Genomic DNA, 21617 nt, shown 5'->3' with positions numbered 1-21617 from the left:
TGCACCTGTTTTGCAATAGCGGCCCCCGCTTGACGTAGGGGGATCGCGGCGCAGTCAAACCCCATGTCATCCGCATTAAAGGTGACCTATAGATAGAGAATGGAACATGTGACGTCTCAGAATTTAATTGCGGTTGATGGCGGCGGAACGCGTTGTCGGATTGTGTTGATCCATAAGGGCCAGCGCCACCAACTGAATGTGGGATCGGCGAATGTTTATTCCGATTTTGACGGCGCATTGCGAACCATCCGCAACGGATTGCAATCCGTGGCGCATCTGGCGGGCCTCAGCTTTGATCAAATTGCCCATTACCCGGCCCATTTGGGGCTGGCGGGGGTGCTGGATGTTGAGATTGGTCAGCGTGTTTCTCAGTCCTTGGCGTTTACAAATGCAACGGTTACGGATGACCGGATCACAACATTGGCAGGCGCATTGGGGCGGTCAGATGGATGTGTGGCCGGGATCGGAACAGGATCGTTTTTTGCGCGTCAATGCGGGCAGAAATCCAAACTGATTGGGGGCTATGGTCTGCAATTGGGGGATGATGCATCCGGCGCATGGCTTGGGGTTAAATTATTGCAATATTGTTTGCTGGTTTTGGATGGGTTTTACCCGCGCAGTCCGCTGAGCGATCAGGTTTGGGATGAGTTTTCGAATATGCCAAAGCGGATGATATCCTTTGCTAAAATCGCAACAGCCAGCCAATTTGGCGCTTTTTCTCCTCGCATTTTTGAGGCGGCTCAGGCAGGGGATAAAACGGGGCTGGCATTGGTACAAATGGGGGCAAAGTCCATAACATCCGCCTGTTCTGCCTTAGGGCGCACGCAGGATGAACCATTGGTTTTGATGGGCGGGGTTGGGCCGCATTACACCCCGTTTCTGCCATCCGAAATTTCGGCCCAATGCGTCGACCCCAAAGGTTCGGCCTTAGACGGGGCAATCTATTTGGCAACACAGCATGCGCTGGCCCAAGCGAAAGACGGTACATCCAATGAACTCTGATTTGACGGCATTTTCTGGCGCGGACATATTTGATGGCACAGATATGATCAAAGATCATGTTTTGGTGATCAAAAAGCATTGTGTCATGGGGATTGTCGCACCGGAAAATATCCCGCTGGATGCTAAGCTGGTGATGCTAAATGGCGGCATATTGGCACCCGGATTGGTTGACTTGCAGGTTAATGGCGGCGGCGGGCATATGTTTAACGACGCGCCGAATGTTGAAACGCTGCGGATCATGGCTTGTGCGCATGCGGCCCTTGGCGTGACATCTTTCTTGCCGACTTTGATCACGGATCGTGCCGAAAAAACGCAGGCGGCGATTGATGCTGTGGATCAGGCCATATCCCAAAATGTGCCGGGTATCATGGGCTTACATCTGGAAGGGCCGCATTTATCCCTCGCGCGAAAAGGGGCGCATGACGGTGAATTGATCCGACCCATGACCCCCGACGATTTGGACATGTTGCTGGATGCCGCCGCGCGCCTTCCATTTCTAAAAGTCACCTTAGCCCCTGAAAATGTTACGTTTTCACAGATGAAAACCCTCGCGGATGCGGGCGTGTTTTTGTCGATCGGCCATAGCGATACATCATATGATGTGGTCCTGCAGAGCGTTGAAAATGGCGTGCGCTGTGTGACGCATTTGTTTAACGCCATGAGCCAAATTCAAAATCGCGAACCCGGTTTGGTTGGCGCGGCGATCGCTACTGGGGCTTTGTCAGCGGGTTTGATCGCCGATTTTGTTCATGTGCACCCCACAAGTATTGAGATCGCGCTGAAGGCAAAGGTCGGACCCGGACAGATATTTTTGGTCAGCGACGCGATGGCGACGGCGGGGTCGGATATCGATCACTTTTATCTTAACTCTCGCCGGATCAACCGTGACAAAACCCACGGAAAACCAAGGTTAACCCTTGCCGATGGGACGCTGGCGGGTGCTGATCTGGATTTGGTGACGGCCATTGGCAATGTGGCGTCCCTATCGGATGTCTCCCTGTCGCAGGCGATCGCGATGGCCAGTTCGATCCCCGCGCGCGTGATCGGAAAAGCAGACCAAATCGGACATTTACTGCCCGGGAGGCAAGCAGATTTTATGCATCTGAAGGCGGGTAAATTACAGTCAGTTTGGCAGGCTGGAACGCAGTTAACCTGACGTGAAAAGAGGGTGAATTTGCTCTGCTTTTTGGTTGTTACAACCATAGGGCTTGAGTTGAGGGTGTTTTTAATAATAAAGTTCAGATTACACATGCCTAAAACGGGTCTGAACTGATCATGATTGTCGATTCCCATCAGCATTTTTGGACGTTATCGCGCGGGGATTATCCGTGGCCAAATCAGGATGTTGCCCCTATTTTTAGGGATTTTGGCCCCGATAATTTGATCCCATTGCTAGACGCGGCCAATGTTCACAAAACGGTTCTGGTCCAAGCCACCGACACGGTCGCAGAAACGCGTTTCTTGCTCGACATCGCGGCGCAAACGGATCCTGTTGCCGGTGTGGTCGGGTGGGTCGATTTTATAGCGTCCGATGCTGTGGAAACGCTGCAGACCTTGCAACTAAACCCGTGGCTCAAAGGGGTGCGGCCGATGTTGCAAAACATCGCTGATACGGATTGGATTTTGCAACCATCTGCCGCGCCGGTATTACACCAAATGCAAGAAACAGGTCTGTGTTTTGATGCGTTGATTCAGCCACGTCATTTGCCGGTCATGGATCAATTGGCGGCGCGGTATCCTGCATTGCCCATCGTTGTTGATCATGTGGCAAAGCCGCAGATGGGACCGGGAATTATGCCTTCTGGTCAATGGCTTGCTGGGATCAAAGCCTTGGCAAAACATCCCAATGTGCTGTGCAAGCTATCGGGAATGGTCACTGAAATTGGCCCCGATTGGCAATCTGATCATATCCGGCCCTTTGCGCAGGTTGTGTTGGGCACATTTGGCCCAGATCGGGTGATGTTTGGGTCGGACTGGCCGGTTGTGAATCTGGCCAGTGCATATGCGGACTGGATCGCGTTTGTGACGGATTTGATCACGGATTTGCCCGATACAGAACAAGCCCAGATCATGGGGCAAAACGCGGTTGAGTTTTATAATCTTTGACCGAATAAAAAGGAGCCAGATTTGGCACAACGAATGGGGATGATGATCGGCCTAAAGCCAGAGGCGATCGCTGAATATAAACGTTTGCACGCGGATGTCTGGCCCGAAATATTGGCGCGATTGAAAGCGTCAAATATCACCAATTATTCGATTTTCCTGCGCGAACCAGAAAATGTGATGTTCGGCTATTGGGAATATGTCGGCCACGATTTTGAAGCGGATATGGCGGCAATCGCTGCGGATGCGAAAACTCAGAAATGGTGGGACATTTGTGGCCCGATGCAGGCGGCCTTGGACAGTCGTGCTGATGGGGAATGGTGGGCGTCGATGGAGCAGGTTTTTTACATGAAATAGGGCGGCCTCAGGAATAGAAACCGCCCTATGAAACCAGCGCGCGATTAGATTTCTAACGTGGTCAAAATCTGCGCAAACGACGCGCCATGCATGTCACGATCCAGCCGAATCCCCTGTATTTCAGGACGGGGCAGGCTGAATTTTACGATGTTCAGGTCCTTGATATCAAACCGTTTTAACGTACTCACCGGGATGCCGAACACTTGTGCGACCACGGCCGTATCCAAACCATTTGACACTGTGTCATAGGCATCCGCAGACCCGCAAAAAATGTCGATTGTCAGCCAAAATGGCCCAGCATTTTTGGACCGGATTTTGGTGACGATGTCTGATAGGGCCGTCATGCGCCAATGTCCTCTACGCTTAGGTGAAATGCATCCATCGGATTGTCCAAGGTCAGCACGTGGTTCAGGCAAAATTCATGCACCGCACCCCGTGGCATTTCCGGGGGTGAAAACGGAAAGGCAAAGGTCGGCATTTCCTCTTGTTCCGTTAAGGGGTGGTGCAACAGGTAGGGGTTCAGCATTTTGGCGACTTCGCGGCTCAGGGCTTCGGTTTGGGCGGTGACGATGCCCATCACGCCCACCTCGGTGCCGGTTTTGCCGCTTGTGTCCAGCGCGCCCAGCGTGGCGTCCACGCCAATCAGCCGCAGTTCGATGGTGAACTCTCCGTCGACGCGTTCCTTGGCTTTGGCAGTGCATTTGGTCTGAATGTCATCGCACCATTCCCGGATATGCGCCACATATCGTGGGTCGCGCACCAATGTGATGGACACGGTTTGGTATCCGGCCAAACGCGCGCCTTCCAGTTTGACCGTATAGCGGTCTGACGGGATCCATTCACTGCCAATGACACGCACAACTCGGTCATCCAGCGCCGTATATGTGGCCCCGGTGACGTCCAAATGCCCGCCCGGTTCAAACAGGATCCAAGGGTCCGAATTTTCATACAGCATATGCGCTGACACGGTGTGGGGTGTGGCGCGGGCCTCGGTCCCCATGGGGGTCATGGTGAAACCGTCGGCGTCAAATTCGATCAGGATCGTGCCGGAATTGGGGCTGGTGGTGGCCAGCGCGCCGCATTCGCCGATCTTGGCGCCGTGCCACGCGCCGCCTGCATGGCACCCCCGCGCCAATGGCAGGGCAGAAATGATGGCCGTGTCCGTGGTGCGCCCGGCGATGACGATGTCCGCGCCCGTGTCCAGCGCGGCTTGAATTTGTTCCGCGCCAGCAAGGGCAACGATATTGGTACAGGTGGCAAATGTGTCCGCATCCACATCCGGTGCCGCGGGCAGGGGGGTGATGCGGCCCGCGTCAAAGGCCGTGGCCATATCGGCGGCGCTTTGGCCGGATTTCAGCACGGCCAGTTTCAGGTTTGCCCCGGTTTCAGCGGCGATTTCACGGGTGATGTCCACCAGCCAATCCACGGCGGAATCCGCGCCGCAGGTTCCTGCAGTGCCGATGACTAATGGCACGCCCGCCTCGGCGCGGGCCTGCATCAATTCACGCCATTCTGCTTTGGTTGAATTGCGCGAATATTTGGACGTGCCGGTGCCCAGATAATGGGGCCCACTATCCGTGGATCCCCCATCAATTGCGATAATATCCGGTTTCTGGGTAATCCCGCGCGCCAAGGCCGCGCGGTCATATCCAAGCCCAAGGGCCCCGGACGGAATAAGGACTTTGACCATCAATCAGTGACCCTTTGTGGTTTTTTTAAAACGTTGCGCAGGAACATGGGCGCGACAAAGCCGATCACGGCAACCGCCCACAGACCAATCGAAATGCCAGAGCTGAACAGATAAGTCCAATCGCCGTCGGACAGGACCATGGCACGGCGCAGGGCGTCTTCCATGTTGCCGCCCAGCAGGATGCCCAGAATGATCGGCACTGTTGGCACGTCAATTTTGCGCAACACATATCCCAATGCGCCAAAGGCGACCATCAGCAACAGATCAAAGTAAGACCCGGACAGCGAGAAAATCCCGACAAAGCTGATCATGGTCACGCCCGGCAACAGGATCCAGGGTGGCACGGACAGGATATGCACAAATACGCGCACCATCGGGACGTTTATCAACAACAGCACCACGTTGGCGATCAACAGGCTGGCGATCAGGCCCCAGACCACTTCGGGTTGGTCCGTGAATAGGGTGGGACCGGGGGTGATGTTCAGCGTCATCAACAGCGCCAATAACACAGCCGTCGTGCCCGACCCGGGAACCCCAAGCGTCAGCATCGGAACCAAAGCGCCCCCCGCAGCGGCGTTGTTTCCGGCCTCTGGCGCGGCGACGCCTTTGGCGACCCCGGTGCCAAAGCCCCCTTTTTCGCCGGCGATGGATTTTTCCGACATATAGGCCATAAAACTGCCCAAGGACGCGCCTGCACCGGGCAAAATACCCGCGACGAATCCGACAAGAGACGCGCGCAGTTGGGTCCAGCGTGTGTGCCACAAATCCTTCCATGGAACGCGAACTTTGCCCAATTTCACGCCGATAGACGTGTTTTTACCGTGGCTTTCGATGAAAAAGAACACTTCGGAAATCGCAAACAGTCCGACGATTGCCACAAGGAAATCAATGCCGTCAAACAGATGTAGATTGCCACCGGTCAGCCGGGGCAGGCCTGAATTGTTGTCCACGCCAATCATCGCAATGCCCAACCCGATACAGGATGCAATGGCGGCTTTGGCTTGGTTATTGGACGCCATGCCGCCCAATGTGGCAAAGGCCAGTAAATACAGGGCGAAATATTCCGCAGGGCCAAACAGAAACGCCACGCCTGCCAGCAATGGTGCCAGCAGCATCAGGCCCACGGTGGCCAAAAACGCACCGGTGAACGATGCGACGCCCGAAATCACCAAGGCGTCGCCTGCACGGCCGGCTTTGGCCATTGGATAGCCGTCTAACGTGGTCATCAGCGCGGGTTCATCACCGGGGATGTTCAGCAGGATCGAACTGATCCGCCCGCCATACATCGCGCCGTAATAAACAGCCGTCATCAGGACCAGCGCGCTGGTTGCATCCAGCCCCATCGAAAAGGTCAGCGGGATCAGGATCGCCACACCATTTGACGGACCAAGCCCGGGCAATGCGCCGATAATGGTGCCGATGAAACAGCCAAACACGGCCAGCAGCAGGGTGAACGGGGACAGGGCGATGCCGAAACCCATCACCAGATTTGAAAGTAATTCCATGTGATTGACCTCAGCCGATCAGGCCCTTGGGAAAGGCAACAAGCCCAAGTCCAAGCGCGAATTTGAAGATCAGAAACAACCCGGCAGATAGGCCAATCCCAGCGGCGATTGAACGCCCGGCATGGGGGTTGATCTGATATGAAAGGATAGCGGCGGTGATGGCTGTGGGAAAAAGAAAACCCAGCGGTTTGAGCGAATAGGCATAGGCAATCAGCACAACCACCGCCACCAACAGCGACCCAAAGGTGCGCATCGCAGGCCAATCCGGGTTCGGATCAGGGCGAACCATCACCACAACACCACAAATGACCGCAACACACCCTATCAGCATCGGAAACATTCGCGGCCCAACCGGGTCCGTCAAAAAGCTCGTCTGAATTTGGGTCGCGCTGGCAATATATGCCAGCGCTGTCAGTGTTACGACCAGTCCAAATGTCCGGTCGGTTCCCATTACTGGATCACTCCGATTTCTTTGGACAGGTCACGGATTTCTTCAACAACGCCATCGACGTAGCTTTGGAAATCACCACCAACCAATGTGAACGGAGCCAGACCATTTGCGGCCATGGCCTCTTGCCATTCTGCGCTGTCAGCAACCGCCTGCAGGCGGTCGGCCCACATGTTGAAATCTTCGTCGCTGATGTCTTTGGGTACGTACAGGCCACGCCAGTTCACTGCCACAACATCCAGGCCTTGCTCTTTGGCGGTGGGGATGTCCTCAAAGCCGGGAACGCGTTCTTCGGTCAGAACCGCCAGCGCACGCACGTCGCCGGAATTCAGGAAACCGACCACTTCGGACATGTCACCCGACATGGCAGCGGTGAAACCACCAACGGTTTGGGTGATCGCATCCGCGCCGCCATCAACGCCGATATATTTGATCGCGGTGACGTCGGCGATGCCCGCACGTTGCAGGATCATCAACGGTTTCAGATGATCAAACCCACCCACCGCAGAACCACCCGCAAAGGCGATGTCGCCGGGAGCTGCCTGAATGGCGTCAACCAGATCGGTCAGGGTTTGATAGGGGCTGTCAGCACCCACAACAATCACACCGGGATCGGCACCAATGGCCCCGACAAAGCGCACTTGGTCAGCTGTCATGCCCGCATAGGCGTTTTGCGCCAGACGTGTGGTGGTCGCAGAGGACGCCGCGATGATCAGATCCGCGTCATCGCCACGTTCCGCAACAACGTGCCCAAAGGCAAGTCCGCCACCAGCGCCAGCCATATTGGTGACCTGAATAGGCTGATCCACAGTGCCGATATCGAACATGATTTTGCCGATCTGACGGCATGTGAAATCCCAACCGCCGCCGGGGTTGGCTGGGGCAATACATTCAGCAGCACTGGCAGCGCCGGTTGCGCCCATACCCAATACCGCACTCGTTACGAGCGCCTTAAAAAGACGTTTTGTCATGGTTTCCTCCCGTTTGACATGGCGGATTTCGCCGCCCATGCTTTGATCAGAACGATCAAACCTGACATCCACCTGACACGGCATCCGACATGGATGACGTCCCATCCCAAAGGCCATTCATGCGGTTCCTGTTGATTGAGGATAATCTAAAGCTTGCCCAAGCGGTGGTCGAACGACTGCAGTTGGACGGGCATGCTGTGGATCACGCCGACACGCTTGATACCGCAGAGGCCTGTATATCCGTGGCGGATTACGATTTGATATTGTTGGATATTATGCTGCCAGATGGGGATGGTCGCGATTTTTTGGTTCAACAAAGACGCGCCAAAAAACGAACGCCCGTGATTGTGATCACAGCCCGATCTGCCGTGTCGGATCGGGTTGGATTGCTGGATCTCGGGGCGGATGATTACATCACCAAACCGTTCGATTTTTCCGAGCTCGAAGCCCGGTGTCGTGCGGTGCTAAGACGTCAGGGAGGCGAAGCCAATAACGCCAAAACCTTTTCTAATACCGAGCTTGATTCGACGGCTGGTGAGTTGCGATTCGGGGCCCAAACGCTGACATTGCGCAACCGTGAATTGCGTTTGCTAGAGGTGTTTTATAATGCGCCGGGGCAGGTTTTTTCGAAATCGTATTTGATGGATCGGTTATTTTCCCTATCGGATGAGGCCAGCGAAAATGCCATCGAAGTCTATGTTGGCCGGTTGCGAAAACGGCTCGAAGGGTCGGATGCAAAAATCGAAACCGTACGTGGACTTGGATATCGGTTGGTGGTGGCATGACGTCCCATGGCTCCATTCGCCAGCGATTGTTTTTCCAACTGGCAGGCGTGGCGGCGGTGCTGTCGGTGGCATTTTTCCTGGTGGTGCGCGGGGTCGCTGAACGCGCAGCAGAGGGCACGCAGGACGACATCCTAGCCGCATCGGCCACAGCGATTGCTGACAGTTTGCGCAGCGAAGTGGACGGCGTGTCGTTAGAATTACCTTATTCCGCGCTGTCGATGTTGGGCACGGTGGGGCAGGACCGGGTGTTTTATCGCATCGTCACGGATGGCGAAACCCTGACCGGTTACGACGATCTGCCCGTGCCGCGCACGGTGCCCAATCCAAATGCGCCGGATTTTGTGACCTTGTTCTATCGCGGTGACGAGGTGCGGTCCGTCTCCGTGTTGCGGCAGGTCGGTTCGGCGGCGCAATCCACCGATGTGATCGTGACAGTGGCCCAAACCCGGCAAGGATTAGAAGCGATTTCACGGCGCATCACGAACACAGCGATGGGGGTTGGGGTTGGGTTTTTCCTGTTGGCAACCGCGTTGTCATTGTGGGCGGCGCGGTCCGCATTAGCGCCAATTGATCGCATGACCCTGTCTGTGACACGGCGCGGCCCACAGGATTTGCGCCCTGTGCGCGCCCAAACCCCGGCGGAATTAATCCCTTTGGTCGAGGCACTTAACAGCTTTATGGCCCGTTTGCGCACGTCGCTGTCACGTACCGAAGATTTCATCACCGAAGCTGCGCATCGCGTGCGCACGCCGCTTGCCACGGTGCGCGCCCAAGCAGAAGTCACCCATCGAAAACTGAACAAACCCGAACACAAACAGGCGATCCGTGAAATGATCCGCGCCATCGATGAAAGCTCTCGGTCGGCGGGACAAATGCTGGATCACGCGATGGTCACGTTTCGCGCAGACAGTCTGACGCAACAGGATTTGGAATTGGGCGCATTGGTAGGCGAAACCTGTGATCGGCTGACCCCGACCGCAGATTTGAGGGACATTTTGATAAATCGCGATCTGCCCAATGACCCGGTGCCCTTTAATGGCGACGGGATTTTGTTGCAGGCGGCGCTGATGAATATTTTGGACAACGCCATCAAATACTCGCCCGATGACAGTGCAATCACGGTGACATTGCAGGTCGCTGACCAGCTGACCATTTCGATTTCTGATCAGGGATATGGGTTTGCCGATATGGACCTGTCGCAATTAACCAACCGTTATCAACGCGGGGCGAACGTTGGCAATATTGTGGGCTCTGGGCTGGGTCTGACGATCGCCGATGACGTGGCCAATGCCCATTGTGGACGGCTTGATATTTCTTCAAACACACAAGGAGCAGGCGCATGCGTTTCACTAATTTTGCCGCGTTAGGCCTGATCGTTGCGGGGTCCGTTGCAGCTAGTTTTGAGATCGAAGATCAGGTTGTGTATCCGGCGCAGGAAACCGGTCAGGTTTTGCGCGTCATATCCACGGCGGATCGCGGCGCGTTTGAACCAATAATCCTCGCCTTTCAGTCGGAAAATCAAAATATTACAGTGGATTACACAATCACCAGCACATCGGAACTGATGCAGGCCATCCATGACGAAGGGGCGGTTTTTGATCTGGCCATTTCATCGGCAATGGATCTGCAAACTAAGCTGGCAAATGACGGGTTTGCACAGACCTTTGGGGCTGCGGAAATGGGGGATTTGCCGGCATGGGCGCATTGGCGAAATCAACTATTTGCCTTTACTCAGGAACCGGCGGTTTTGGTGGTGTCGGATGCGTTTTTTTCCGGCTCAGACGTACCAAGGACGCGGGACGAATTGATTAATATTCTACGCGAAAACCCGGAACGATTTCGAAACCGGGTGGGCACGTATGACATTCGCAGGTCGGGGTTTGGGTATCTCATGGCGACGCAGGACAGTCGAAACAGCGAAGCATTCTGGCGTTTGATGGAAGTCATGGGACGATTGGAAGCGCGGTTATATTGCTGTTCCGGCGACATGATCCGCGATGTCGCGAGCGGGGAATTGGCCCTCGCATACAATGTGCTAGGCAGTTATGCCGCATCCCAAAGCGAGGTGATTGACGGGTTCCAAATCATCGAGCTAGAGGATTACGTCAGTGTGATGTTACGCACCGCTTTGATCCCGACCAGCGCCGAAAATGAAGCGGATGCTCAAAAAATGATAAACTTTTTGCTGAGCTTGGATCAACGGCCCGAGCTGAGCCAATCCTCTGGTTTGCCCGCAATCGACACTACAAGTTTTCAGGAAAATTCAGCGTTGCGGCCCATTCGTTTTGGTCCGGGACTGCTGGTGTTTTTGGACAGAATGCGGCGGGTGACATTTCTGCGAAATTGGGAAAGCTCACTGGTGCAGGAATAGGTATGCGGACGGGACCCCGCCGCATACCTGATCGTAAATTAGAATTCGACGACGGCGCGGATGCTTTCACCTTTGTGCATTAAATCAAACCCTTCGTTGATCTGATCCAGCGTCAATTTGTGAGTGATCATCGGGTCGATTTCGATTTTACCATCCATATACCAATCGACAATTTTTGGCACGTCGGTCCGCCCTTTGGCGCCACCAAACGCGGTGCCACGCCAAACGCGCCCTGTGACCAACTGGAACGGGCGCGTTGAAATTTCGGCGCCAGCAGGGGCAACACCGATGATAATGCTTTCCCCCCAACCTTTATGCGCGGCCTCTAGGGCGGTGCGCATGACGGCGGTGTTGCCGGTCGCATCAAAGGTATAGTCCGCGCCGCCACCGGTCAGTTCAACCAAATGCGCCACCAGATCGCCTTCGACGTTGGACGGGTTCACAAAGTCGGTCATGCCGAAATATTTGCCGATTTCAGCTTTGTTGTCGTTCAAATCGACGCCAACAATCTGATCCGCACCGGCCATTTTCAAACCTTGGATGACGTTCAACCCAATGCCACCCAAACCAAAGACCGCACAGCGCGATCCGATTTCGACCTTGGCGGTGTTGATGACGGCGCCGATCCCTGTGGTGACCCCGCATCCGATATAGCAAATTTTGTCGAATGGCGCGTCTTTGCGCACTTTGGCCAGCGCGATTTCGGGCACAACCGTGTGGTTGGCAAAGGTCGAACAGCCCATGTAGTGGTGGATCGGCGTGCCATCCAACATCGAAAACCGCGTTGTTCCGTCAGGCAGCAATCCAGCGCCTTGGGTCAGGCGAATTTTCTGGCAAAGGTTGGTTTTACCCGACAGGCAATATTCGCATTCACGGCATTCCGGCGTATAAAGCGGGATCACGTGATCACCGGGTTCCAACGTGGTGACGCCTTCGCCCACTTCTAAAACGATGCCCGCACCCTCGTGGCCCAAAATGGCGGGAAAAATACCCTCTGGATCGTCACCAGACCGGGTGAATTCATCTGTATGGCACAGTCCCGTCGCCTTTATTTCTACCAAAACCTCGCCCGCACGTGGGCCATCAAGGTTCACTTCCATGATCTCAAGCGGCTTTCCTGCTTGGACAGCAACTGCAGCACGGGTTCTCATATCGATTCTCTCTTTGTTGGTTGCCAAAAGGCCAGAGAATTATGTTCTCATTGGTGGCGGTTAAGATCAATAATAAGTGTGGTTGAAAATGCTGCGTGAATTCAGTCGATTGCGGAAATGGTAGGGGACTATCAGCATCGTAATGGTGCGCCCAGTACGGCAAAGCCACCCCAATTTACCCCAGTCACACGGCTGAGCAGATTCAGATGTCAACGCGGCAAAAGCAGTCCTTGGGTAAAAATTGCGCCTGTGTCGTCTGGGTTTTCGTTTCGTTGCAATGTTTTGCATTTTTCGAACCCTCCGTCGTGGGAATGACGAATTGCAGAGCTGTCATCGCTAAGCACCAGAAGCCCATTTGGCAGCGAAACCAACGTTTCAGGGTTCAGGTTCGCGATGTTTTGCCCGGAAACGGCAATGGGGGTTTGCCCCGGAATCCAGTGAAACAACTCACTGTGACCAACGCCCGTAGATGCCCCAGCAATGATCAAAAAACCCGTATCCAGCGCTGTCATCCCCCGTAATCCCCGGTTGGAAAGGTCCAGCAATGCCACATCGATCACAGAGACCGAGGGTGTCAGGTTGAGCTTGATCAAAATCGCCGGCCCATTCACCCCGTCAGTCCCCGCAAGGGGGGATCGCAGGCCGATCATTAGGTGCCCCTGCGGGGTCAACGCGGCGGCTTCTATATTGAGACCGCCATTTTTGGGGTCCTCAACAAAGGTCAGCGGATGCAGAACCTCTGCCAGTTGTTCTGAGCTTTGAAGGGCTTGTGTCAAGTTAAAGGGCGGTACTTCGATTGTTAGATCGTGTAGAGAAGGGGCCGGAATGTTTGTTGCAAACACCATTTGACGGTTGGGTTTGAACGCTTGATGTGACCCGATCCACCAAATCCGATCCGCCCCAATTGCAGCGGCTTCGATGTCTATTTCTGAACTGCCAAACGCCAGATCCAAGGGATTGTTCAGATCAAAAATCGCGATCGGGGCACCGGCTTGGACCGAAAATGTAAACAACTTGTTTTCTTCATCACTCGCCGCGATGAGGGTTCCATCCCCTAAAGACGCGGCTGCGGAAATGTCGCAAAGTCCGTTAAACCTTTGGGTTTCTGCCTGGGCTTGCGGTGCAAAAACCAATAACAGCACCGGTCCGAAAAATGCGAATGCACGCCACTTCAATTGATCGCTCCGAATAGGGGTGCGCATATTGTTCCCACAACAGACAAATTTTCGGTAAAAATCGCCGGATTTTCTAGGCGGCAACATTAGCGGTGAATTAACGCATGATTGATACCGATATTGAAATGCTTTCAAATGAGGACATCGAACATGAACATCCTTCGACAGGTATTAACTTTTGTTTTCAGTGTTCTGTGTGTTTCAACTTTTGCAAATGCAGATGTCTTGGTGCTGGGCAGTGTCAATGACAACGTTCGCAAACATGTTGATCGAATGACCCCGATGGCACGGTATCTGGAAACAGAGCTGGCAGATTTTGGAATTACCGAAGTACAAATCAGAGTTGAGACAAGCTCTGTTGGGATGATTTCGGCACTGCAATCCAACGAGGTCGATCTCTATTTTGACAGCCCATTGGTCGCCGCGCACGTCGCGCGTAGTGCTGGTGCCGTGCCATTTCTGCGGCGGTGGAAACGGGGCGAGGCCAGTTATCACTCGCTGATTATCGTGCCGACAGATAGTGATATACACGACCTTCGGGATTTGGTGGGGCAGAGAATTGGCTTTCAAGAGCCGGATTCTACCTCGGGTTTTCTGTTGCCGGTTGATATGTTGCTTGATGCGCGCCTACCTCTCAGGGAACTCGTTGATCGGACGGAAAATCCCGATGAGGATGAAATTGGGTACGTGTTTACCGAAGATGACAAGAATACCCTACTTTGGCTGGCCAGAGGATGGATCGCAGCCGGGGCGACGGACCCACGGCGTTGGGCACAATTGAACGAAGCCCGTCCAGGGGCGTTCCGTATCATCGCCACAAGTGTTGAGGTGCCGCGCCAAGTCGTGGTCCGACGTGGCGGATTGGACGCGGCCCTGTCGCTGCGTATTTCGGATGTGTTGCAAGACATGTCCGAAAACGAAGAAACCTCAGAAATACTGGAACAGTTTCATAAAACCTCTCGGTTTGATGAATTTCCGCGGGGGGTCGCGGGAACATTTGACCCCATTTATACATTGCTTGACCGGCTTGCGGCGGCGGATTTGATCTAAGCTTTGGGTCGGACATGAAGGTCAAACCTACCAAATCGGAACTTAAATTGTCCCTGTTGGGCTACGGTCTGGCGCGCAAGCTTGCGGCTATATTTGGCGTGATGATCAGCGTCTTTGTCATAGCGGTCATTTTTTTCAATGTGCAAACCCAAGTGGAACTGGTCCGTGAACGGCTGGATCTACGGTCACAACAATTGTTGCGATTGGGGTTAGAAGTGTCCATGCCCTACCTGATCGAAGGGAGGCCGGGAGAGCTTGAAGCCATATTCGAAGAAATCAGCAATCAGCCCGACGTTGAAAGGTTCTATTTGCTGGACGAATACGGGACTTTATTGGTGGATGGGTCCGATGTGGAAATCGGTGGATTTCTAGCGGAAATTGATGACCCGTTGGCACGTCAGGCCTTTGATCAGAAAGAGCAAATTCGCATTGTCGCAGATAATATCGAGAGTATCGCCCATCCCATCGTCTTGGGCCATAACACGTATGGTACCATGCGGCTTGATGTGCGGCTGGACACGCTGCGCAATGAAATCAGAACGGTTTGGGTTCGAAACGCCATTCTTGGCGGTGTGTTCATTTTCTTAGGTATGACAATCAGCATCATATTGGCGCGCAGGTTGACCGAACCGTTGATCCATTTGACCCAAGTTACCGAACGCGCCGCTGCCGGGGATTTGAACCAAACCATTGATGTTCAAACCAATGACGAAATCGAAAGTTTGGCACATTCTTTTGAAACGATGCTTGTAACGATGCGGGGCTCAATCCAGCAAATTCATAGGCTTGCCTATATAGATAAGCTGACGGAAATCCCTAACCGGGCTTGGTTTAGTGATCAGCTTGAACGCGTCACGGTGGCAGCCGCGATGCGAGGTGAACGTTTCGCGATCATGTTCCTTGATGTCGACAACTTCAAAACGATCAATGATCGACACGGGCATCATGTGGGGGATGCGTTGTTGGTTGCCTTATCAAAACGGTTAACCCACTGCGTGACCGATTTGGGGCTAGAGGCTGCGACGATAGACCAACCACGCGGGTTAACCCAAACATCGGCGTTAATCGCCCGTCTCGGCGGGGATGAATTTACACTGATTTTGCCCGAACGCTATGCCGAACGTGTGGCCATAGGGATCGTTAATTCAATGAAAGTTCCAGTGGATACAAAGCAAGTGTCCATTACCGTGACGACCAGTATCGGGGTTGGCGTTTTCCCGGTGCACGCCCGATCTGCGAATGACCTGCTAAAGGTTGCGGATGCCGCAATGTATCAAGCGAAACAAGCCGGTCAGAATTGCTATCAATATTACGATGAGAAACTGCACGAAGAGCTTCTGAGCGTTAGTCAAATCCAAAACGAGTTGCGGACCGCGATCGAAGAAGAGCAGTTTGTTTTGTATTTGCAACCTCAGTTTGATGTCAAAACCGGGGATGTTTCTGGCGCAGAAGCGTTGGTACGTTGGAACCACCCGGAAAAGGGGCTTCTTACGCCGGATGTATTCCTACCGGTTGCGGCCAGTTCTGGCCTGTTGCCGTTTATCGGTCGGGAAATTACCCGACTTGCCATTTCCATCGCCAAGGATATCCAGGCTATTGCGCACAAAGACTTTGTTCTTGCGATAAACCTTTCTGTTGAGGAGTTGTTGGAACCCGATTTTGTTTCTGATTTGGTTGATCTCATTCATCAAACTGGGGTCGATCCAAGTGGTCTAGAGATTGAGATTACCGAAAACACTGCGATGTTTGATAACGATGCGGCTGTGTTTAACATCGATCTTTTGCGTTCGATCGGGGTGCGGCTTGCCATTGATGATTTTGGTGTCGGGTTTTCGAATTTGGCGCGTCTTAAAAACCTCGCTTTTGATACATTAAAAATCGACAAAAGCCTGTTGCCGGGAATGAACGGGCGCAGTGACGCCAAAAAGCTGTTTAACACGATCCTCGAATTGTCACGTGTCGTTGACGCAAATGTGGTTGCTGAGGGGATAGAAACGCAGGAACAGCTCGCATTTCTACGCACAACGCATTGTCAAAACTTTCAAGGATACCTTGGTGGTCGTCCGGTGACGGCAGGTGATTTCATTGTTTGGTTAAACAGACAATCAAACTGTAGTTTCACGAATGTCGTCTGATCTGTGGTCGCAAAACCAACACGCCACAAACCTGTTTTGCGCACACAAAACCAGTTGTGAAAATTTTTATCCTTTTACACGCCAAGCCATTTGAAAAAAACTGGATAGTTTCCAGTTGATTGAACGCATACTTAATCAAATTCTGCGCACTCTGAGGTGGAAATACCTCATTGTTCTTTGTTGTGCCACGATCTGGAAAAGTAAGCTCAAATGTTAGCGCGGGTGCGATCCTCTTTTCGAATACGCTTGTTGCTTGGAGTCTTGGCTCCGATTTTTGTGTTGCTATGTGCGGGCTTCGTTTTCGACATCCTTAAACTACGCAATCAATATGAACAGGTATTGCAGCGACAGGCCAACTTGTCCGCCCAATTGATTGGGCATTCGGTCATCGCACCGCTTAAAAATGCTCAGCTTACTCAGGTCGATGAACTTGTGCGGGAGGTGTTGCACGGCGGATCAATCGCTAGAATTGAGATTATCCGCCCTGATGCATCTGTTGTCACCAGCCAGTCAGCAGAGGGGATAGTTCCCGATGCCACGCATCTAACAGTTTCACATGTTCTGACCGCTGACGAAATCGGGCAAATAGTCCCCTTGGGGGAATTATTTGTCACCTTGAATGCGCATGAAAATCACTCGAATTTTGTCGAAGCAATGTATCAAAAGGCATTGATTTGGCTTGCTTTTCTGATCTCCATTGCTGCTATTTTGTTTGCGATATTATCAAAACTTTCTCAGCCATTGGTGTCTTTGACAGAGGTGATTTCCCGAATAGGATGCGAAGATATCAATGACCCGATCCCTGGTTTGGGCCGCAGAGATGAAATTGGGATGGTTGCGCTTGCGATTGATCAGTGGCGCAAAAATGAGGCAGAGGTAACAAGTCTCAGGGCACAGGATAACGAATATGCCCGTCGCGACCGGCAACGAATTGGGCGGGCGCTGGCCTCTACGCGGGACGCGGTTTTGCTTATGGATGAAACCGGGCTCGTGGTTTTTTGCAATGACAATGCAACCGAATATTTCCGCGGTGCCTATGTCGGGGAATTGTTAGACGCAAAACAATGGCTTGATACAAATGCTGCGCGCAAAGTCACCGCTGCCATCAACACAAAGTCCAACCTTCAATTTGAAACCAAAGTGAACCCAAAACACGAGTCTGGCGATTTGAATATGTATTTGCGTTGTGGACCTATTCAGGACGAAAACGGGGGGTTCTTGGGGACAGTTATTCTGGCGACAGATTATACCGAACAGGCGCGTCAAACCAAACGGGCGAAATATCTGTCAGAACATGACAGTCTGACCGGCTTAGCAAATCGTCGGCTAATGGAAGAGACCCTTAATGAATGGGTGCATGTCGAAGAGCAGGACACGTCGATTCTGTTGGCGGATTTAGACGATTTCAAGCTGATTAACGATACGCTTGGGCATTTTGTCGGGGATTCACTGTTACAGCATATTGCAAAGATTTTTTGTTCCCGCATTGGCGATCAGGATCTGGCGGTGCGTTTAGGGGGGGATGAATTTGCAATCTTAGCAAAAGGGAAAAACAGCGAGGAACGTTTGGTCGAGATTGCTAGACAATTGATCGAAGAATTGAGCCATCCACAGCAGGTGGATTGGCGAACTTTGCACACCGGGTTAAGCATTGGAATTTCTCATGTTGAGGCGTCAGAATTGAGTGCACTGGATGGGGTGCGCCGCGCGGATTTGGCTCTCTATGAGGCGAAAAATAGTGGGCGAGGCAGGTTCAATGTGTTCCACACAGATCTAGAAGCGGTCGTGAATCGTAAATCATTGCTTGACGCAGAGTTAAGAAATGCATTGAAAAACAACAGTATTTCTGTGGTCTATCAAATGCAAACGGATTTGCGGACCAAACAAATCATTGGGTTTGAAACGTTGGCACGGTGGGTTCATCCAACGATGGGCCCGATTTCCCCGCAAGAGTTTATCCCCATCGCCGAGGAATCTGGATTGATCGCGGATTTAACCTATCAGGTCATGATTCAGGCGTGTCAAACGGCCGTAGAATGGCAAGAAATGGGATTTGAAGGGCGTATCGCAGTGAACATGTCACCCAAATTGTTCGGGGCGCAAATTGATGAGTTTGTGAGTGATTGCCTATTGATCACAAATTGCCCTGCTTCTGCGATCGAAGCGGAGATAACGGAAACCGTGGTTCTGTCAAATGGATCCTCCGCGTTGCAAGAAATTGAAGCTTTACAACGGCTTGGGGTCACAATTGCGCTGGATGATTTCGGGATGGGGTATTCGTCGTTGAGCTATCTGCAGAAATTTCCGGTGGATAAAATTAAGGTTGATCGGGCCTTTGTTTCCAAGATGCCAGAATCCGCTGAAACCCGTGCAATTGTAACGGCGATCACTGATTTGGGCCATGCGTTGAATATGCAAGTCACCGGCGAAGGGGCCGAAACCGAGGAACATCGCGATTGTCTGCGTGCGTGCCATGTTGATTTCCTGCAGGGATATGTGGATGGCAAACCCCTGCCTAAGGAACAGGCGACGGAATTGCTGCAGAAAAGTTTGTGGCAGCGAAAAGTGTCTTAGCACTTGGCCCATGCAACAGTAACAAAGTCAGATTTCAGCCGACCAGACATTCGGGTTTTTGTCCGTCATTTAGAGATTGGATAAAGCAAATGTGAGGCTCATTTGAGTTTTGTAAAACATTTCCATATATTTAGAACAGCAGACAAAGAAAAAAATCAGGCGGAACGAAAATGAAAGCTGTTTTGAGTGACCTGTGGACAGAGTTCGTCCACCCGATGTTACAGCGGCCCAAACGTATTCAGTTTGCGGCGCTGTGTTATCGCACAGAGAAGTCTGGACGCAAAATCTTGTTGATCACCAGCCGGGATACGGGGCGGTGGATCATCCCCAAAGGCTGGCCAATTGCCGGTACGACATCTACCGAAACCGCGCTGCAAGAGGCGTGGGAAGAAGCGGGTGTAAAATCTGGCGATCCAGAAAAGCGTGCATTGGGGTCTTATACCTATGACAAAGGGATGAAAGCCGGTTGGACCCAGCCGGTTAAAACCATGGTGTATTCCGTTGCGGTCACCCAAATGAGTGATGTTTTTCCAGAAGATAGCCAACGTCACCGTGAATGGTTCAGCCCCTCAGAGGCGGCTAATCTGGTGCAAGAGCCTGAGCTGAAAGAGCTGCTTATCAACTTTGGTCAAAGCTAGAATGCGGCGCCCGTTTATTGAGTAAACGCGGGTAATCTGTTAACGGCGTTCCCAGACATATTTGGGCAGGGGACCGCAATGACGAAAAACGACTATGAGCCGAGCCATTTGGACACACTAGATCGTGATCTTGGGCGCTTTTCGAATTTAGAAACGGCCACAACCTATGTCTCACGCCCCCTGGTTGGGCTGGGCGTGTCGCTTGTTTTCATCGTCATTGCGGGTTTGCTGGCGTTGATCCTGTTTGGCAAATCCAGTGATACGTTCATTGTTGTCATTGCCGCCGGTTTTGGGGCCTATATGGCGCTGAATATCGGTGCAAATGATGTGGCCAACAATATGGGCCCGGCCGTTGGGGCCAACGCATTGACTATGGGTGGCGCCATCGCCATCGCCGCAATATTTGAAAGCGCGGGCGCCTTGCTTGCTGGGGGGGATGTTGTTTCGACCATCGCCAAAGGCATTATCGCACCAGAAAGCATGCAAACCGCAAATGTGTTCATTTGGGCCATGTTGGCGGCGCTTTTGTCGGCGGCTTTGTGGGTGAACTTGGCGACGTGGATTGGTGCGCCGGTTTCCACCACCCATTCCGTCGTCGGCGGCGTGATGGGGGCCGGGATCGCAGCGGCAGGGTTCGCTGCGGTGAACTGGCCAACGATGTACAAAATTGCCGCCAGTTGGGTGATTTCCCCGGTTCTAGGGGGCGTCGTTGCAGCCCTGTTTTTGTGGTTCATCAAGGCCCGCATCGTGTACCAGGACGATAAAATTGCCGCCGCTCGCAAGTGGGTGCCGGTTCTGGTGGGCATCATGGGGGGCGCGTTTGCCGCTTACCTCGCGCTCAAAGGGCTCAAAAAGATCATCAAAATTGACATCCAATTGGCGTTGTTGATCGGGCTTGGGATGGGGATTGCGATTTGGCTGGTGATGATCCCGGTCATTAAAAAGCAATCGATCGGGCTGGAAAACCGCAACAAATCATTGAAGGTTTTGTTTGGGATCCCGCTGGTTGTGTCCGCGGCACTGCTCAGCTTTGCTCATGGGGCAAACGATGTTGCAAACGCCGTTGGCCCCTTGGCGGCGATTGTTCAGGCTTCTAAATCGGGCAACTTTACCGACGCGATTTCCATCCCGTTATGGATCATGGTAATCGGGGCAATCGGGATTTCGTTTGGTTTGTTCCTGTTTGGGCCAAAACTGATCCGGATGGTGGGCAACCAAATCACCAAATTGAACCCAATGCGGGCCTATTGTGTGGCCTTGTCAGCGGCGATCACGGTGATTGTGGCCAGTTGGTTGGGCCTGCCTGTTAGCTCTACGCATATTGCTGTGGGCGGCGTGTTTGGGGTCGGTTTTTTCCGTGAATGGCATACGTCCCGGCAGATGAAAAAGCGCCGGATCGCCATGCCTGATGTGCCGCAACAGCCCAAAGAGGAACGTCGCCGCAGAAAGCTGGTGCGCCGGTCGCATTTCATGACAATTATTGCGGCTTGGGTCATTACGGTCCCGGCGGCGGCGTTGCTGTCGGCCCTGATTTTTCTGGTTATCAAAACCATGATGGGCGGCGCTGCATAAACGTCTAAACCACATCATTACAATCAAAGACCCCGTCACATTCCTGTCGGGGTCTTTTTATTTCGTTATATTTCATATGCTTGTGGTCCG

The 21617-nt window shown here is 52.9% G+C and carries 19 protein-coding genes; 12 read left to right on the top strand and 7 right to left on the bottom strand.

Annotation, left to right across the window (positions count from 1 at the left end; translation table 11 throughout):
• Positions 1 to 99 precede the first annotated feature (99 nt).
• From AB1F12_RS12300 to AB1F12_RS12285, 4 genes are all read left to right on the top strand, one after another.
• Entirely contained in the window at positions 100 to 1002 is a 903-nt protein-coding gene (locus AB1F12_RS12300) for a BadF/BadG/BcrA/BcrD ATPase family protein (RefSeq protein ID WP_368184665.1), read from the top strand.
• Positions 992 to 2158 carry an N-acetylglucosamine-6-phosphate deacetylase gene (gene nagA, locus AB1F12_RS12295; RefSeq protein ID WP_368184664.1) on the top strand — a complete coding sequence of 389 codons (1167 nt, stop codon included), beginning with the start codon at positions 992 to 994 and terminating at the stop codon, positions 2156 to 2158. The genes AB1F12_RS12300 and nagA overlap by 11 nt, the downstream gene beginning before the upstream one ends.
• Before the next feature lie 119 nt (positions 2159 to 2277).
• On the top strand, positions 2278 to 3108 hold the full coding sequence (locus AB1F12_RS12290; RefSeq protein ID WP_368184663.1) for an amidohydrolase: 831 nt from the start codon (positions 2278 to 2280) through the stop codon (positions 3106 to 3108).
• Positions 3109 to 3129: 21 nt separating this feature from the next.
• Positions 3130 to 3462 (top strand): L-rhamnose mutarotase, encoded by a 333-nt coding sequence (locus AB1F12_RS12285; protein WP_368184662.1) that lies wholly within the window; start codon positions 3130 to 3132, stop codon positions 3460 to 3462.
• A gap of 44 nt (positions 3463 to 3506) precedes the next feature.
• Here AB1F12_RS12285 and AB1F12_RS12280 read toward each other — a convergent pair whose 3' ends face one another.
• The 5 genes from AB1F12_RS12280 to AB1F12_RS12260 are packed head-to-tail and all read right to left on the bottom strand — an operon-like array spanning position 3507 to position 8076.
• Positions 3507 to 3806 carry a DUF4387 family protein gene (locus tag AB1F12_RS12280; RefSeq protein WP_368184661.1) on the bottom strand — a complete coding sequence of 100 codons (300 nt, stop codon included), beginning with the start codon at positions 3804 to 3806 and terminating at the stop codon, positions 3507 to 3509.
• Positions 3803 to 5152 carry an acyclic terpene utilization AtuA family protein gene (locus AB1F12_RS12275; RefSeq protein ID WP_368184660.1) on the bottom strand — a complete coding sequence of 450 codons (1350 nt, stop codon included), beginning with the start codon at positions 5150 to 5152 and terminating at the stop codon, positions 3803 to 3805. The genes AB1F12_RS12280 and AB1F12_RS12275 overlap by 4 nt, the downstream gene beginning before the upstream one ends.
• Positions 5152 to 6657 (bottom strand): tripartite tricarboxylate transporter permease, encoded by a 1506-nt coding sequence (locus tag AB1F12_RS12270; RefSeq protein WP_368184659.1) that lies wholly within the window; start codon positions 6655 to 6657, stop codon positions 5152 to 5154. Before AB1F12_RS12270 ends, AB1F12_RS12275 begins: the two co-directional genes overlap by 1 nt.
• A 10-nt stretch (positions 6658 to 6667) precedes the next feature.
• A complete protein-coding gene (locus AB1F12_RS12265) occupies positions 6668 to 7108 on the bottom strand; it encodes a tripartite tricarboxylate transporter TctB family protein (RefSeq protein ID WP_368184658.1) in 441 nt (146 codons plus the stop codon).
• Positions 7108 to 8076 (bottom strand): Bug family tripartite tricarboxylate transporter substrate binding protein, encoded by a 969-nt coding sequence (locus AB1F12_RS12260; protein ID WP_368184657.1) that lies wholly within the window; start codon positions 8074 to 8076, stop codon positions 7108 to 7110. Before AB1F12_RS12260 ends, AB1F12_RS12265 begins: the two co-directional genes overlap by 1 nt.
• A gap of 119 nt (positions 8077 to 8195) precedes the next feature.
• On the opposite strand from AB1F12_RS12260, the gene AB1F12_RS12255 reads away from it, so the two are divergent.
• Genes AB1F12_RS12255 through AB1F12_RS12245 form a run of 3 tightly spaced genes read left to right on the top strand, consistent with a single transcriptional unit; the run spans position 8196 to position 11232 of the window.
• The gene (locus AB1F12_RS12255) at positions 8196 to 8861 is read left to right on the top strand and encodes a response regulator transcription factor (protein ID WP_368188362.1); all 666 of its coding nucleotides are present in this window, start codon (positions 8196 to 8198) and stop codon (positions 8859 to 8861) included.
• Positions 8858 to 10228: a sensor histidine kinase N-terminal domain-containing protein gene (locus AB1F12_RS12250; RefSeq protein WP_368184656.1), complete on the top strand. Its 1371-nt coding sequence runs from the start codon at positions 8858 to 8860 to the stop codon at positions 10226 to 10228. Before AB1F12_RS12255 ends, AB1F12_RS12250 begins: the two co-directional genes overlap by 4 nt.
• On the top strand, positions 10201 to 11232 hold the full coding sequence (locus AB1F12_RS12245; protein ID WP_368184655.1) for an ABC transporter substrate-binding protein: 1032 nt from the start codon (positions 10201 to 10203) through the stop codon (positions 11230 to 11232). The genes AB1F12_RS12250 and AB1F12_RS12245 overlap by 28 nt, the downstream gene beginning before the upstream one ends.
• 38 nt (positions 11233 to 11270) lie before the next feature.
• Here the strand turns inward: AB1F12_RS12245 and AB1F12_RS12240 are convergent, their stop codons facing one another.
• Entirely contained in the window at positions 11271 to 12383 is a 1113-nt protein-coding gene (locus tag AB1F12_RS12240) for an S-(hydroxymethyl)glutathione dehydrogenase/class III alcohol dehydrogenase (protein WP_368184654.1), read from the bottom strand.
• A gap of 209 nt (positions 12384 to 12592) precedes the next feature.
• Positions 12593 to 13585 carry a DUF3616 domain-containing protein gene (locus AB1F12_RS12235; RefSeq protein WP_368184653.1) on the bottom strand — a complete coding sequence of 331 codons (993 nt, stop codon included), beginning with the start codon at positions 13583 to 13585 and terminating at the stop codon, positions 12593 to 12595.
• Between the two features lie 246 nt (positions 13586 to 13831).
• Between AB1F12_RS12235 and AB1F12_RS12230 the strand changes: the two genes are divergently transcribed.
• The 5 genes from AB1F12_RS12230 (at position 13832) to AB1F12_RS12210 (ending at position 21527) form a co-directional block, all read left to right on the top strand.
• Positions 13832 to 14608: a phosphate/phosphite/phosphonate ABC transporter substrate-binding protein gene (locus AB1F12_RS12230; RefSeq protein ID WP_368184652.1), complete on the top strand. Its 777-nt coding sequence runs from the start codon at positions 13832 to 13834 to the stop codon at positions 14606 to 14608.
• Between the two features lie 14 nt (positions 14609 to 14622).
• Positions 14623 to 16743 (top strand): putative bifunctional diguanylate cyclase/phosphodiesterase, encoded by a 2121-nt coding sequence (locus AB1F12_RS12225; protein ID WP_368184651.1) that lies wholly within the window; start codon positions 14623 to 14625, stop codon positions 16741 to 16743.
• Between the two features lie 261 nt (positions 16744 to 17004).
• Complete coding sequence (locus AB1F12_RS12220) at positions 17005 to 19317, top strand: putative bifunctional diguanylate cyclase/phosphodiesterase (protein WP_368184650.1); 2313 nt, start codon at positions 17005 to 17007, stop codon at positions 19315 to 19317.
• A 170-nt stretch (positions 19318 to 19487) separates the two neighbouring features.
• Positions 19488 to 19955 carry an NUDIX hydrolase gene (locus AB1F12_RS12215; protein WP_368184649.1) on the top strand — a complete coding sequence of 156 codons (468 nt, stop codon included), beginning with the start codon at positions 19488 to 19490 and terminating at the stop codon, positions 19953 to 19955.
• A gap of 78 nt (positions 19956 to 20033) precedes the next feature.
• The gene (locus AB1F12_RS12210) at positions 20034 to 21527 is read left to right on the top strand and encodes an inorganic phosphate transporter (protein ID WP_368184648.1); all 1494 of its coding nucleotides are present in this window, start codon (positions 20034 to 20036) and stop codon (positions 21525 to 21527) included.
• Positions 21528 to 21617 lie beyond the last annotated feature (90 nt).

Origin of the sequence: Aestuariibius sp. HNIBRBA575 (genome assembly GCF_040932005.1) — a bacterium.
Classification (GTDB): domain Bacteria; phylum Pseudomonadota; class Alphaproteobacteria; order Rhodobacterales; family Rhodobacteraceae; genus CANLNM01.
Note: the sequence above shows the minus strand (reverse complement) of the source record. Positions and strands in the feature narration are given on the sequence as shown.

Excerpts from the sequence above, each read along its gene's own strand:
- AB1F12_RS12300 (WP_368184665.1), top strand. The coding sequence starts at position 100 with ATGGAACATGTGACGTCTCAGAATTTAATTGCGGTTGATGGCGGCGGA.
- nagA (WP_368184664.1), top strand. The coding sequence starts at position 992 with ATGAACTCTGATTTGACGGCATTTTCTGGCGCGGACATATTTGATGGC.
- AB1F12_RS12290 (WP_368184663.1), top strand. The coding sequence starts at position 2,278 with ATGATTGTCGATTCCCATCAGCATTTTTGGACGTTATCGCGCGGGGAT.
- AB1F12_RS12280 (WP_368184661.1), bottom strand. The coding sequence starts at position 3,806 with ATGACGGCCCTATCAGACATCGTCACCAAAATCCGGTCCAAAAATGCT.
- AB1F12_RS12275 (WP_368184660.1), bottom strand. The coding sequence starts at position 5,152 with ATGGTCAAAGTCCTTATTCCGTCCGGGGCCCTTGGGCTTGGATATGAC.
- AB1F12_RS12270 (WP_368184659.1), bottom strand. The coding sequence starts at position 6,657 with ATGGAATTACTTTCAAATCTGGTGATGGGTTTCGGCATCGCCCTGTCC.
- AB1F12_RS12265 (WP_368184658.1), bottom strand. The coding sequence starts at position 7,108 with ATGGGAACCGACCGGACATTTGGACTGGTCGTAACACTGACAGCGCTG.
- AB1F12_RS12260 (WP_368184657.1), bottom strand. The coding sequence starts at position 8,076 with ATGACAAAACGTCTTTTTAAGGCGCTCGTAACGAGTGCGGTATTGGGT.
- AB1F12_RS12255 (WP_368188362.1), top strand. The coding sequence starts at position 8,196 with ATGCGGTTCCTGTTGATTGAGGATAATCTAAAGCTTGCCCAAGCGGTG.
- AB1F12_RS12250 (WP_368184656.1), top strand. The coding sequence starts at position 8,858 with ATGACGTCCCATGGCTCCATTCGCCAGCGATTGTTTTTCCAACTGGCA.
- AB1F12_RS12245 (WP_368184655.1), top strand. The coding sequence starts at position 10,201 with ATGCGTTTCACTAATTTTGCCGCGTTAGGCCTGATCGTTGCGGGGTCC.
- AB1F12_RS12240 (WP_368184654.1), bottom strand. The coding sequence starts at position 12,383 with ATGAGAACCCGTGCTGCAGTTGCTGTCCAAGCAGGAAAGCCGCTTGAG.
- AB1F12_RS12235 (WP_368184653.1), bottom strand. The coding sequence starts at position 13,585 with ATGCGCACCCCTATTCGGAGCGATCAATTGAAGTGGCGTGCATTCGCA.
- AB1F12_RS12230 (WP_368184652.1), top strand. The coding sequence starts at position 13,832 with ATGACCCCGATGGCACGGTATCTGGAAACAGAGCTGGCAGATTTTGGA.
- AB1F12_RS12225 (WP_368184651.1), top strand. The coding sequence starts at position 14,623 with ATGAAGGTCAAACCTACCAAATCGGAACTTAAATTGTCCCTGTTGGGC.
- AB1F12_RS12215 (WP_368184649.1), top strand. The coding sequence starts at position 19,488 with ATGAAAGCTGTTTTGAGTGACCTGTGGACAGAGTTCGTCCACCCGATG.
- AB1F12_RS12210 (WP_368184648.1), top strand. The coding sequence starts at position 20,034 with ATGACGAAAAACGACTATGAGCCGAGCCATTTGGACACACTAGATCGT.